Raw genomic sequence first — 12936 nt, 5'->3', positions numbered from 1 at the left:
ACCCGGAGCGCCGGGTGCCCGTCCTTCAGGGCACCCGGCGTCGGAGTTCTCCCGGAGTTCTCCCGGAGTCCTCAGGCGTACCGGCCAGCCGCCAGCTCCTTCTCCAGCGGCGTCCGGAAGCGGGGTGTGATCCTGGCCGTCCCCACCCACCCGCTCAGCCGCTCCGCTTCCCCCTCGATCGCGGCGAGCGCCTCCCGGCCCACCCCCTCCTCGTCGAGGATCCGCCAGACGATCTCCCCGTCGGGCCGCTGGGCCCACCCGCCGACCACGCGGCCGTTCCACCACACCGTCGGCCCGACGTTCCCGCTGCGGTCGAACAGCCGGGGCCGCAGCTCGGGCGCGAGATACCAGTCGCGCTGCTGCCACCCCATCGCCGTCGGGTCGAGGGCGGGCAGCAGCGCCGCCCAGGGCTCGCCGGGAGCGGCCACCTCGTCGACGTCGCCGTCGGTCACCCATCCCGTGCCCTCGTCCAGCGACACCGGCCGCGCCCCGCTCGCGGCCAGGGCCGCGCGGACCTCCGTCACGCGCCACCCCGTCCACCACTTCAGATCGGCCTCGGTCGCCGGACCGCACGCGGCGAGCCACCGTCCCAGCAACTCCGCCTGCGCCTGCGCCGGGTCCAGTTCGGGATGCTCGGGTGCGACGGCCCAGCGGAACTGACTGGACGTCCAGGAGCCGAGCGGCCGCCCGCGTACGACCTTCCCCTCGACGCCCAGCACCCTCAGCAGCCGGGTCGAGACCGTGTGCAGGCCCTCGTAGCTCTTGCCGGCCGCGTACACGAACTGCTCCCGCAACCGCGGCTCGTCCTGGGCGAGTTCGGCGGCCGTGGCCTGCCCGCGCCGGGCGAGTGCCGCCAGCGTCGCATCCTCGACCTCCTTCAGCCAGGCCGCGTCCGGCGCTCCGGCCGCCGCCATGGCCTTGAGCAGCGCGGCCCGCTCCCGGGCGGCGACCGCCAGGCCGGTCGAGGCGTGCACGACGGCGGTGAGGGCCGTGGGGAACACGAACACGGTGTGCCGCATGCCGTGCATCCGCACCAGGGAACGGTCGTCGTACAGGGCGCGCCCGGTCTCCGCCACCGTCTTGGCGGGGTCCGCGAGCCGCGCGCCCACGGCCAGGTACACCGCCGCCGGGTCCGTGCCGTGCAGGGCGACGAGCGAACCGGCGACCTCCTCGGGAGTCCCCGCCCGCGCCTGCCCGGCCAGCCGCTGCCGCAACGCGAGCCGAGCTCGCCGCTCCGCCACCCCGACGTGCCGCTGCGCCTTGCCCATTCCGGCCTCCGCTCGTTGTGCCCGTCCGACTCCCACTGCATCTTCGCGAACGCCACTGACAATCGACCGTCGACGGCCCGGCTCAGGCGTACCGCTTCAGCAGCCCCGCCACGTACGCCTCCAGCCGCCCGCCCAGCACCTCCGGTGTCAGATCAGTCCGGCCCAGCTCCCGCCACGGGCCCGCCAGCTTCACCGCGTCGGGCGCGTAGGCCAGGGCGTCGAGCAGCCGCCAGTACAGGTGGTCCGGGCCGTCGGCGAGCCGGCGGCCGCCGTGCGCCTCGTAGCGCTCCCGGAAACCGAGGCCGTACTCCGGGCCGTGCAGCAGCGCCAGCGCCGTCGAGCAGTGGGCGACGTCCAGGTCCGCGGGGCCCCACGAGGTCTCCACCCAGTCGACGACACCACTGATCCGCAGACCGGCCCCCGAGCCGGTGAACAGCACGTTGCCCGGGTGGAAGTCGCGGTGCAGGAAACAGCCCTCGTACGGCGGTGGGTCGCGGCGGACCACGTCCACCGCTCGCTCCCACATCGCCCCCTCGGGCGCGAGCACCCGTTCCGGAGACGTCCACGCCTGGTACAGCCGAGGGCGCTCCTCGGGGACGACCCGGTGGATCCGGGACAGCTGGGCGGCCAGCAGGTCCACCCGCGGGTCCAGGTCGTCCTCCTCGTCCACCCGGACCCGGCCCGGCAGCACGGACATCAGCAGGGACGGATGGTCGCAGTGCTCGGCGGTCGCGTCCACGCCGGTCAGCTCGGGGGCCGGCACGCCCTCCTGCCCGGCCAGCAGCGTGAGCACCTCCGCCTCGCGGGCGAGCAGCCCGGGGGCGTGCCGCCGGAAGAAGGGCTTCACGAAGGTCCGCAGGGCGAGTTCGGAGCCGTCGTCGAGGGTGAGCCGCCGCATCTGGGCGCTCCAACCACCGCTCAGGAAAGCCGACTTGTCGACCGTGCGACCCTCCGGCAGTTGCTTGGCCACCCACGCGCGCGTGGCCGTCCAGCCCTGCTCGCCCAGCCCGGTCAGGACAGCCGTGACGAACTCCCGCACGTCGCCGGGGTGGTCGCGGAACCAGCGGCCCAACCGGTGCTGCGCCTCCGGGAGTTCCCAGTGGGTGAACTGGGCGCGCCGGGCCAGTGCCTCCGAGACGGCGTCCGTCACGGCGGGCGGGATGACCTCGTCCGTGCCCGGCACCGCGAGCACCGCTCGCCCCTCGTACCCGCGCAGGACGTCGAGGGCGGGCGACTCCCGCCAGCTTCCGGGGCGCCGGATGATCTCGCTGAACCGGCCGTCCCCCGCACCGAACGGCACGTCCCACGCCTCAGCCGCGTACACCGCCGGGGCGCACAGTCCCAGTGCGCCCACCCGGTCCCCGTAGTGCCGGACGAGATCGGCCACCGTCTGGCCGCTCATGCTGAAGCCGACCAGGACCAGCGGCCCGTCCAGGCCCACGCGGGCGTCGATGACAGACACGGCCTGCTCGCAGCGGCGGCGCAGGCTCAGCTCGCTGAGCAGGCCGGTGCTCTCCCCATGCCCGGAGAAGTCGAAGGCGAGGGCGTGGCAGCCGTGCGCGGCGAACTCCTCCAGCAGCGGCACCAGTGGCTCCTTGCTGCCGTTGCCCGCGCCGTGCAGCAGTACGGCGGTGGCCCTGGCCGCTTCGCCCGGGCCGGTGTCGCAGGACAGCCCGGTGAGTCGTTCGCCGTCGACGGTGTGCGTGAAGGGGATCAGTTCACTCATGCGGCCATTCATGCATGCGGCCTGGCCTCGTGAGGCGCGATCAAAGACCCGGCGCCCCCCACACCGGGAACCAGCGGTTCAGGTCCTGCTCGATCGGCAGGTCCTCGGCGAGCGCCGCCCGTACCTGGAGTTCCAGCGCGTTGTCACGCCGCTGGGCTTCTCCCGGCAGGGGCGCGAACGGGTAGAAGGTGCCGCGCTTGTAGAGGTAGACCAGCCCGAGCCGCCGGCCCGACCGGTCCCGGAACCCCGCAAGAGAGCACAGGAGTTGAGGGCCGAACCCGTTGACCTCCATCTGGCTGTTCACGGCGTGCAGGTCCGTCACGAGCGGGGCCAGCTGGTCGGGGGCGCGGTGTGAGACCAGCCAGGAGTAGCCGTAGTCGTCCTGCCGCAGTTCCACCGGAGTACCGTCGCGGTCGGTGTCCGCGTCCAGCAGCGCCTGCACCTCGCGATGGGTCTGCTCGAAGGCGGCGCCCTCGACCGTGGCGAAGCACACCGCGCCCTGCCCGGTCGGGGTGAAGCCCGCCGCGGCCTCCAGCGTCACGGCCGCCGACGGCAGGGCGAAGAGCCGGTCCAGGTCCGGCGCGACGGGCTTCGTGCGGCCGAGCAGAATGTCCAGCAGCCCCATGCCCCGCTCACACCCCTCCGGCTGAGGTCGCCTCGCCCAGCTCGGCCGAGATTCGGCCCAGCTGGTCGAGCCGCTGCTCCAGGCTCGGGTGGGTGGAGAAGAGCCGTGCGAGACCGGGCTCGCGGCCCAGCGCCGGCGTGAAGTAGAAGGCGTTGAAGGCCTGGGCCGTGCGCAGGTCCTTCGTCGGGATGCGGGCGATGTCCCCCGAGACCTTGGTGAGGGCGGAGGCCAGCGCCGAGGGCCGGCCGGTGAGCAGCGCCGCCGCACGGTCCGCGGCCAGCTCCCGGTACCGGGACAGGGACCGGATCAGCAGGAAGCTCAGCGCGTACACGGCCGCCGACACGCCCATCACCGCCGCGAAGACCACCGCCGTGTTCTGGTCCCGCCGGCCCCCGCCGAACAGCTGCGAGTAGAAGGCGAACCGTACGATCAGCCCGGCGAGCACACCGAGGAACGAGGCGACCGTGATCACGGCGACGTCCTTGTGCGCCACGTGCGACAGCTCGTGCGCGAGGACGCCCTCCAGTTCGGCCGGCTCCAGACGCCTGAGCAGCCCGGTCGTCACACAGACCACGGCGTGGTCGGGGTTCCGCCCCGTCGCGAAGGCGTTGGGCATGTCCATCTCGGACACGGCCACCACCGGCTTGGGCATGTCCGCGATGGCGCACAGCCGGTCCACGACCCCGTGCAGCTCGGGATACTCCTCCCGCTCCACGACCCGCCCGCGCATCGCGAACAGTGCGACCCGGTCCGAGAACCAGTACTGCGCCCCGAGCACCGCCGCCGCGACCAGCACGACCAGCACCCACGACTTCAGCAGCACGATCAGCGCCGCGACGAACCCCACGTACACCAGCCCGAGCAGGAACAGCGTGATCCCCATACGGGTGGTCAACCGCCGGTCGCTCCGGAAACGGCTGTGCATCTGCATCACCCCGCAGTCACGCACTCGTCCCACTGCCAGTGTGCACCCGGCCCCGCCCATGAACGGGTCGCGATCATCCCCAGGCCCGGCAAAGGCGTCAGCCGCCCGCGGCCACCGCGTACCCGGGCACGGACGGCCACCGGACGGTCAGCACCACCGACTCCTCCTCGGCGCACCAGGAGTGGTCGACCCCGCGCCCCCACACGACGTAGTCACCCTGCCGCTCCAGCAGGACACTGCGACCGGGAAGCTCCACCCGGAAGCGCCCGCTGATGAGCACCAGCAGCGCGGTCCGCTCCTCGCCCCGCACCCACTGCGCCCGCTCGTCACCGGCCGGATGGACACCCCACTTGATCTCGACGGCCTCGCTGTGCCGCGGATCGCCCACGCCCTTGAAGTGCCCGAGGAGCCACCCCCGGTCCAGCGCCGCGTCCTTGCCCGCGTTCCCCACGTACACACCGTCGTCCACGGGGCCGGACGCTAGCACCCGCCTCGACGGGCCTGACACGCTCTAGTAGGGCGCCCGGAAGTTGAGGTACCCGAGCAGCACGATCACCGCGGCCACACAGCCGAGCACCACGACCGTCGACACCCACGACGAGCGGGACCGGCGACCGGACCCCCTGTGGTCGGGCTCGGGCCGGAAGGGCACGGGCCCGGGCGGGTTGTGCTTCCAGCGCGCGGCGAGCATACGGGCCCGCGCCGAGGGCTCCTTGTGCTCGGCACTGTCCGCCCATCTGAGGTCGAACTCGCGCTCCTGGCCGTCCTGTTCGTGCTCGGGCATCTCCTGCTCCACCCCCGTGAGGTCCTGGCAGCAGAATAGAACACACGACCGCGCCCCCGCTGCCCGTACGGGCAGCGGGGGCGCGGTCGTGATGCCTCGCTCAGGCCTCGATCACACGGATCGGGCGTCGATCACGTCGAAGAAGTGATGGTGCGGCGCCGTCACCTCGGAGTCTTGTTTGTGGAGTCGCTCTGACCAGCAGAAAAGCCGTTGTTGTCTGTCGTTGTCTGTCGTTGCCGACCACCCTCGGACGGCCCCGGCGGCCGAACACAACAGCGGCCCCCGTTCAGAAGAGGTCGTCAGGTCCCCGATAGTGCAGCTCGACGCCAGGTCCGTCACTGACCCTTCGCGCGTAAAGTATTCCTTCCATGGGCAAGTTGAGTGAAATATTGGCGTGTCCGACAAAATCAAAACCTGGCGACCAGAGTCTTACCTCATTACGGTGTGCGGTTGCACGAAGCCATGCACGCTTTGATGGCGGCGGGCCGGACCAAATGACTTCGTCAATCCGCTCGACTCTTTTCCTCCATGACCGATATCGGGTCCGCGATACATTTTCTACAAATCGCAGCCACGCTTCGCGTGACTCTGCGGTCGGCCAGTTCGGTGAACGGGAAATTTCAGGATCCAGCCGAGCAATCCATGCCCACATTGCTGGAACTGAGGAGAACGTCGCACCGGTCTCCTCAATGGCAGCTATTGCGGCGACTCGGTGGTCGAAGCCGGCGCGAATCAGGATGGATGCTGATTGAAGAAAAGTACCAGTCTCGATCGCGGTTAGCACTGATCCTTCGAGCGCGGCAGCAGTGGGGTTACCTTGCGCGTCCTCATACACACGAGCCGCCTCAGCGCCCCACACCAGTCGATAGATCAGGTCCGATTCGATGAACTGGGCGATGGCGATGCGGTCATCAGGATCAGGCCCATCGAAGTCTCCTAGTGGCCGGCCATTCACCCACTGTCCGAGAACCTCTCGCCAGTTCCTGATCTTCGTCTCGGGCTGGAACGTAGGCAAGGAGAAGAGCGTTTCTGCGATCTGCTCAATCCGAGTTGTCGCGGTTTCGTGATCTCCCCCAGCTATAGCGGCCTCGGCCTGGGCGATCAATTCAACGACGTCCCCTGCAACCTGGGCAAGCTCTCGTCCTGCGTCTACGCCGAGCCCTGCAAGGTACCATCCACGACGCTGCGTTCGTGTGCTTGTGGCCCAGATGAACTGGGTCCGGTTGGCGACTACCTCACGCAAAGCCGCAGCGGGCCCCTCGCCGAAGCGCTGGATTTGCCGGTCCCACAGGGAATCCCTGAGGGTATCTACGATCCGCTGCGTGATCTGGTCAGGATGGGAGTCGTCCTCCCCGAGGACGCTCAAGATTCCTGTGTCGAGCAGCGCGAGGTTTGACCGCCAGGATTGTTCTGCCGCCTCTTGGGCCTCCGGCGTCTCGCCGGCAACAACCGGGAATGCCCATTCTGGGCCTCCAGTGAGATAAGCGAGGAATTGCGACAGTTGACTAGAATCGATATGTTCAATGATGCGTCGGATTAGGGCACGACTCACCTCGATCAGTCCGGACCGCAAGGTCTTGCCGGTCTCGCCGCTGGTGAGTTCCCTCCAATCACGTCGTTTGGAGTCCTTGGGGTCGAAGATGGGACAGAGCACAAGCCCTTCGCTGTCGACGAAGGCGCGGCCGGCCCGTCCGATGACATTTGAGAACTCAGCACCGGTAAGAAGGTTCCCACTGCGGCGAAGTCCGTGGAAAAGCACAACGGATGCCGATAGGTTCAAGCCTTGGGCGAGGGTCGGTGAGGCCACCGTGACCCTGACGACTCCCTCGTGAAGCAAACGCTCAACTTCACGGCGGAAAGGTGCGGGGAGTGCGCCGTGGTGGATAGCCACTCCCAATTTGAGGCACTCCAAGATGGGGTGATCTTCGCCGAACCATTCGGCACCAATCGAGAGAACGCTCGCCAGGTCGACCTGAGGAGGGAGGACGGAGTCGATGAGACCTTGTTTTCGAAGTTTGACGATCTCGCGCGCATAAGGCTCAACTGAGTTTCGTTGCGGACAGAAGATCAGCACGGTTTGACCTTCTTCAACGAGTCGCCACGAGGCCGCGATGACGAGTTCCCGCTGATCAGCGGGAAATGACTTCCTCCGAGGGCGAGTCGGCGCTTTTGCTTCGAGATATTTGGGGATAAATGGTCGGTCACCTCCCAATGTGATCGACAAGCGAGCGTGGTCTCGACGCCATTCCACCAAGCCAAACCGTTGCTGCGTGGGGCGCCATTCCTCGCGGTGGAGCCCACGCGGATTGTCGTCGGTTACCCAGGAAACGAAGTCATTGAGGTCATCGCCTGAAGGGAAGACAGCCGAGAGACATACGATCCTGCGCGTGTTCGCGTCGGAGCGGCGCAAAAGACGCTGGATCTGCGCTTCGTACCGAACTTCACGCTCGGACGGCCCGATCATGTGTCCTTCGTCGAGGACTACCAGGCCAACGTCATCGAGAAGGCTTGGGTCCGATCTGAGAGCAAAGTCAAGTTTTTCCGGGGTTGCTACGACGATGCGACTCTCACGGAGGGCATGCTCATCGAACTCACTTACCCCCATGCTTCCGTAGAGGGATGAGACATTTATCCCGAGAGGCATAAAGGTACGCGCCAACACCTGTTCGGTTTGGGCAGACAGTGCCCGCAGCGGAGCCACGTAGATGGCACGCTGCTCTTGAGCTAGGCAGGACAAAATGCAAAGCTCTGCGATCCGAGTCTTGCCCGCACTGGTAGGGAGAGCAACAACAAGGTCGTCGTTCCCCTCGAAAATTCGATCGACAACGTGTAGCTGCGATGGCCAGAGGTCGATCTCGGAGCGCCCGCGGGCAAAGAGAGTGGCTACAAAAGTTCGTCGCAGGTAACGCCACCGAGCTTTGCGCAGCTCATCAGGAATTTGAACGTGCGCAATACCTACCGGCGGTGGTTGGTCAGGGATGTTAGCACCAATACTGGTGTGGGCGAGGTCATCAAGCAACCGACGTGTGAGGCGATGGACCCACCATGGTCCCGGAGCACTTATATCGTGTGACGCACGCTCTCCTGTCTGTAAGTCATCGAGCGCCGTCGCCATCAGTTCCGGCTGAGCGTGAGCCAAAGCAAATAGAGCAGCGGAGACAGCCGACATATAGTTCTCGCTGAGCAACAATTCAATAGGGCCACGGTCGCTTGTTAGAGTCCCAGCCTCCTCATGGACAGTGGGATATTCGCGACTGGAGCCAAGGAAGGCTGCCAATAGGGCATCGTCCGTCACGTCGGGCGATGCCCTTAAACGTCGAGTCCGTTCCTCGATAGCATCGAGAGAGCGCATAATCAAGTCAGCCAGCGTCTGTTCCATCGGCGTCAGCCGGCCTGATTGCACACTTCCTTGGACGAGCGAGTATGCGCGTGCTGCATATCCAGACAGATGACTTGCTGCACCAGCAATCAAACGGTGGAAAGATGTATCGCTACTCTCCGATACATTCCTGGTTGCTGCCTCAAGCGCGTACGAGGCATGAATAAGGCCTTCGCGAGCGAGACTTGCGTAACCGCCGACCGTTTCCTGATCTGCCTCGTCCGTGTCAACAGGTTCAGCGATTCGCAGGCTCGTGGAGATCAGGGAGTACGCGTACCCGAGAAGGTCGTTATCCAGGGAGCTATCGAACAACGGCGCCCCGTCGGGCAGTGTTCCACCGCGACGGATCATAGACTGGGCCTGCCCTCTGGCGACGAGTCGACCTCGGAACCGCGGTTCTATGGCACTGGTCAAGGCTTGGGACAAGGATTGATGGTCACGCACGATCCGCAATCACCCTCTCGTAGACCGCGCGGACAAAATCTTGGTGTGCTTGCACCTGAAGAATCACTGCCCGCTGCGCTATATCACCCTCGTAGGCGGTCAGATCAGCGTTGACATGGCTGGTCGGATTGTTCCCTGCAAAAAGGAACATCAGATGCGTAACGATTTTAGGTCGAATACCATCTTCGAGCTGGAGTGTGAGGATTTTCTCCCCCAAATCATCATTGACCGTATCCAGCAAACGCTCTGCGAACTGGGTCAACGAATGTGGGGATGGAAGCCCGTCGGATCGCTGCAAACCATCGCGGGCTTCTTCCACCGTGGCAGATCGCGCTTGAGCTCGGCTTTTCGCTTCACCCTTGATTAGGTGAACCTTCGAAGAAGAGTCAAGTTTTGCAGCGAGCACGTCATCACCGCGCATTGCCCACTCCTGGTGGTCCCGCTGAATCAACCGGCTTGGGCCGATGACATACCCGCAGTCTTCCTCCAGAAATGCGCCAGCAAGTATCTCGCCAAGATCGCCTGATCTTGCGCTTTGCTTGGTTGGTAGCTTGTTTTGCAGAAACTTGGCTACCTGGCCCTTGCCGAATCGTTCCGCAATGCGTGTCAGCGATTTAGTTTCGGCGTAGCGACTAGGAAGGTAGGCTGCAAGCAACGTAATGCCAACCTCATCCGTAGCCGACGTAAGAACGTCGATTGCATGAGATTCGACATACGTCACCTTAGAGGGTTTGCACCACTTCTTGTAGCTCGTCACCTCATTGCCCCCCGCAATAGGTTGCCGTCTCCATGCAGCCGATGTGACGTCCACCCCGAGGACCGGCCGTACCGCTCTCCGCAATCCGGCATAGTCGATCCTCGCGATCGCGAGCGCAGTGGGTCAAGCACGCTTCCGCTCTGCGGGGTCTGTCACCAGTCGGCTTGTAAACCCGGCATCGCGCAGGCGTTCGTCCGCTGCGGCCACGTCATCAGGAACGTGCTGTTCGAGCATGAATCCTTGCTGTGGGTAGATCATGAGCCGCTGTTGAGCGCCCGTCAACATGTCAATCACGAGGCGTGCATCGCCGATCGAGTCAACGTAGTCGACCAGGGGCATGGGGGTGGACGTGCTGACCCACTCGACTTCGGGCCACAGCTTGCGTGCGGTCGCGTAGGCCCGTCGTTCTTCGTACGGCTTGCTGACCAGCAGGACGGACGAGACGGCGGCCCGGTGCTCTTCGAGCAGGGCGCGAGAGAAGCGGATGTTCTCTTTCCTGTGTTCCGGGCCCGCGGCTCAACGAGGATGGCATCGCCCGGCACCCCCAGGTCCATCGCCCGCTCGCGATAGTGCTCAGCCTCGCCACGTGGCATACGGTCGCGCGTGGTGCGGCTGGTGGCCTCGGTGAAGACGATCAGCGGCGTCATGCCCCGGTGGTAGAGATCGGCGGTTGTGTCCGCGACTCCGCGGTCATGACTGCCGAGTCCGATCGCGACAGAGTCGGGGGAGCGGTGCACGTCGTGCGACAGGTCAAACTGGTCGGCCCACAGATGGTGTTCGCTCCACTCAAGGGCGGCAAGCTGCGAGACGTGCCGCTGCCCGACGTGGTATCGGATGCGCTTGCCGCGCACATCACCCGTCGGCCCCCTACCGACGTCACTCTGCCGTGGAAGACCCCGGACGGCTCGCCGGTCACAGCGAAACTGCTGTTGCCTCGCGGGAGCGTAAGGCACTGAACAGGAACTACTTCAACATGTACCTGTGGAAGCCCGCCCTGATTGCTGCCGGCGTCATTCCGGAACGGGCGCCTGGGGAGCGGTTCAAGCCGTCGTGTGAGCACGGCATGCACGCCTTGCGGCACTACTACGCATCGGTGCTGCTGGACTCGGGAGAGAACATCAAGGCCCTGGCCGAGTACCTCGGTCACTCCGACCCGGGATTCACACTCCGGACGTACACACACCTCATGCCGAACAGCCGGGACCGTGCTCGTAAGGCCATCGACGCCGCATTCGGCGCACCGGGTGCGGACGCCGGTCCCGGCGATGCCGATGCGTTGACCTGACCGACGGCCCGGCCGTAGCCCGCGACGATCGTTCGCGGCGCAGAGCCCGAAAACAGGCCGTCGGCCGTGCCCTTCCAGCGAGGAAGAACACGGCCGACGGCCCACAGACGGCCCAGGGGAGCAGAAACCCGCTCTGACCTGGGGCGATATCACACGTCGAAGTACAGCTCGAACTCGTGCGGGTGCGGACGCAGCTGCAGCGGCGCGATCTCGTTCGTGCGCTTGTAGTCGATCCACGTCTCGATCAGGTCCGGCGTGAACACGTCGCCCTGGAGGAGGAACTCGTGGTCGGCCTCGAGGGAGTCGAGGACGGCCGGGAGCGAGGTCGGGACCTGCGGGACGCCCGCGTGCTCCTCGGGGGCGAGCTCGTAGAGGTCCTTGTCGATCGGCTCGGCCGGCTCGATCTTGTTCTTGATGCCGTCCAGGCCCGCGAGCAGCAGCGCGGAGAAGGCCAGGTACGGGTTGCCGGAGGAGTCGGGCGCGCGGAACTCGACGCGCTTGGCCTTCGGGTTCGAGCCCGTGATCGGGATACGCATCGCGGCGGAGCGGTTGCGCTGCGAGTAGACCAGGTTCACCGGGGCCTCGAAGCCGGGGACCAGGCGGTGGTACGAGTTCACCGTCGGGTTGGTGAAGGCCAGCAGCGACGGGGCGTGCTTGAGGATGCCGCCGATGTAGTAGCGGGCGGTGTCCGACAGGCCCGCGTAACCGGCCTCGTCGTAGAAGAGCGGGGAGCCGCCCGTCCACAGGGACTGGTGGACGTGCATGCCCGAGCCGTTGTCACCGAAGATCGGCTTCGGCATGAAGGTCGCCGTCTTGCCGTTCTTCCACGCCACGTTCTTCACGATGTACTTGAAGAGCTGGAGGTCGTCGGCGGCGGCGAGCAGCGTGTTGAACTTGTAGTTGATCTCGGCCTGGCCGGCGGTGCCCACCTCGTGGTGCTGGCGCTCGACCTGCAGGCCGGCGCGGTTCAGCTCCAGGGAGATCTCGGCGCGCAGGTCGGCGAAGTGGTCGACCGGCGGGACCGGGAAGTAGCCGCCCTTGTAGCGGACCTTGTAACCACGGTTGTCCTCGAGGGCACCGGTGTTCCAGGCGCCGGCCTCGGAGTCGATGTGGTAGAAGGACTCGTTCGCGGTGGTGGCGAAGCGGACGGAGTCGAAGACGTAGAACTCGGCCTCGGGACCGAAGTACGCCGTGTCGGCGATCCCGGTGGAGGCGAGGTAGGCCTCGGCCTTCTTCGCCACGTTGCGCGGGTCACGGGAGTACTGCTCGCCCGTGATCGGGTCGTGGATGAAGAAGTTGATGTTCAGCGTCTTGTCACGGCGGAACGGGTCGACCCGGGCGGTCGACAGGTCCGCGCGCAGCGCCATGTCGGACTCGTGGATGGCCTGGAAGCCGCGGATGGACGAGCCGTCGAAGGCCAGCTCCTCGTCCGCGTCGAACGCCTCAGCAGGCACCGTGAAGTGCTGCATCACGCCCGGCAGGTCGCAGAAGCGGACGTCGATGAACTTGACGTCCTCGTCCGCGATGAACTTCTTGGCCTCGTCGGCGTTCTGGAACATCCAGCTCCTCCTACTCCCGACCGTCCCGCCGGGGTGGTAGTTCGTTCGTGCGGCCAGTGCGGGTGGCACACGCTGACCTCGACCCTAGGGACGCGTGGTTTCTCTGGCGTGACTCATTTGTTTCGCACAAGTTAACCGGCTCGGCTTCCACCGTAGCCCCGACGCACCCCGCCGTGCCCTGGTC

The 12936-nt window shown here is 66.2% G+C and carries 10 protein-coding genes and 1 pseudogene; 1 reads left to right on the top strand and 10 read right to left on the bottom strand.

Going from position 1 to position 12936, the window contains the following annotated elements; translation table 11 throughout:
* Positions 1-71 precede the first annotated feature (71 nt).
* From ACZ3I3_RS04405 to ACZ3I3_RS04365, 9 genes and pseudogenes are all read right to left on the bottom strand, one after another.
* Positions 72-1268: a winged helix DNA-binding domain-containing protein gene (locus tag ACZ3I3_RS04405; RefSeq protein ID WP_467362425.1), complete on the bottom strand. Its 1197-nt coding sequence runs from the start codon at positions 1266-1268 to the stop codon at positions 72-74.
* A gap of 82 nt (positions 1269-1350) precedes the next feature.
* Positions 1351-2994 carry an alpha/beta fold hydrolase gene (locus ACZ3I3_RS04400; RefSeq protein ID WP_467362423.1) on the bottom strand — a complete coding sequence of 548 codons (1644 nt, stop codon included), beginning with the start codon at positions 2992-2994 and terminating at the stop codon, positions 1351-1353.
* A gap of 40 nt (positions 2995-3034) precedes the next feature.
* The gene (pspAB, locus tag ACZ3I3_RS04395; RefSeq protein WP_467362421.1) at positions 3035-3619 is read right to left on the bottom strand and encodes a PspA-associated protein PspAB; all 585 of its coding nucleotides are present in this window, start codon (positions 3617-3619) and stop codon (positions 3035-3037) included.
* Between the two features lie 7 nt (positions 3620-3626).
* Positions 3627-4544, bottom strand: coding sequence for a zinc metalloprotease HtpX (gene htpX, locus ACZ3I3_RS04390; RefSeq protein WP_467362420.1), 918 nt, complete (start codon positions 4542-4544; stop codon positions 3627-3629).
* A 97-nt stretch (positions 4545-4641) separates the two neighbouring features.
* A complete protein-coding gene (locus tag ACZ3I3_RS04385; RefSeq protein WP_467362418.1) occupies positions 4642-5013 on the bottom strand; it encodes a cupin domain-containing protein in 372 nt (123 codons plus the stop codon).
* Positions 5014-5055: 42 nt separating this feature from the next.
* Positions 5056-5328 (bottom strand): SCO2583/SCO2584 N-terminal domain-containing protein, encoded by a 273-nt coding sequence (locus ACZ3I3_RS04380; RefSeq protein WP_467362417.1) that lies wholly within the window; start codon positions 5326-5328, stop codon positions 5056-5058.
* Between the two features lie 286 nt (positions 5329-5614).
* Positions 5615-8707 carry a DEAD/DEAH box helicase gene (locus ACZ3I3_RS04375; protein ID WP_467362415.1) on the bottom strand — a complete coding sequence of 1031 codons (3093 nt, stop codon included), beginning with the start codon at positions 8705-8707 and terminating at the stop codon, positions 5615-5617.
* A gap of 436 nt (positions 8708-9143) precedes the next feature.
* Entirely contained in the window at positions 9144-9908 is a 765-nt protein-coding gene (locus tag ACZ3I3_RS04370; protein ID WP_467362413.1) for a Hachiman antiphage defense system protein HamA, read from the bottom strand.
* A gap of 123 nt (positions 9909-10031) precedes the next feature.
* Positions 10032-10678 (bottom strand): annotated as a pseudogene (locus tag ACZ3I3_RS04365) (YdcF family protein).
* A gap of 203 nt (positions 10679-10881) precedes the next feature.
* Here ACZ3I3_RS04365 and ACZ3I3_RS04360 point away from each other — a divergent pair.
* On the top strand, positions 10882-11193 hold the full coding sequence (locus tag ACZ3I3_RS04360) for a tyrosine-type recombinase/integrase (protein WP_467362728.1): 312 nt from the start codon (positions 10882-10884) through the stop codon (positions 11191-11193).
* Positions 11194-11342: 149 nt separating this feature from the next.
* Here the strand turns inward: ACZ3I3_RS04360 and glnA are convergent, their stop codons facing one another.
* Positions 11343-12752 carry a type I glutamate--ammonia ligase gene (gene glnA / locus ACZ3I3_RS04355; protein ID WP_086854677.1) on the bottom strand — a complete coding sequence of 470 codons (1410 nt, stop codon included), beginning with the start codon at positions 12750-12752 and terminating at the stop codon, positions 11343-11345.
* Positions 12753-12936 lie beyond the last annotated feature (184 nt).

It is taken from the genome of Streptomyces sp. NPDC016851 (genome assembly GCF_055562795.1).
The sequence above is the reverse complement of the archived record's forward strand: the minus strand, read 5'-3'. Positions and strand labels throughout refer to the sequence as shown.

Excerpts from the sequence above, each read along its gene's own strand:
- ACZ3I3_RS04400 (WP_467362423.1), bottom strand. The coding sequence starts at position 2,994 with ATGAGTGAACTGATCCCCTTCACGCACACCGTCGACGGCGAACGACTC.
- pspAB (WP_467362421.1), bottom strand. The coding sequence starts at position 3,619 with ATGGGGCTGCTGGACATTCTGCTCGGCCGCACGAAGCCCGTCGCGCCG.
- ACZ3I3_RS04360 (WP_467362728.1), top strand. The coding sequence starts at position 10,882 with ATGTACCTGTGGAAGCCCGCCCTGATTGCTGCCGGCGTCATTCCGGAA.
- ACZ3I3_RS04375 (WP_467362415.1), bottom strand. The coding sequence starts at position 8,707 with ATGGAACAGACGCTGGCTGACTTGATTATGCGCTCTCTCGATGCTATC.
- glnA (WP_086854677.1), bottom strand. The coding sequence starts at position 12,752 with ATGTTCCAGAACGCCGACGAGGCCAAGAAGTTCATCGCGGACGAGGAC.
- ACZ3I3_RS04380 (WP_467362417.1), bottom strand. The coding sequence starts at position 5,328 with ATGCCCGAGCACGAACAGGACGGCCAGGAGCGCGAGTTCGACCTCAGA.
- htpX (WP_467362420.1), bottom strand. The coding sequence starts at position 4,544 with ATGCACAGCCGTTTCCGGAGCGACCGGCGGTTGACCACCCGTATGGGG.
- ACZ3I3_RS04405 (WP_467362425.1), bottom strand. The coding sequence starts at position 1,268 with ATGGGCAAGGCGCAGCGGCACGTCGGGGTGGCGGAGCGGCGAGCTCGG.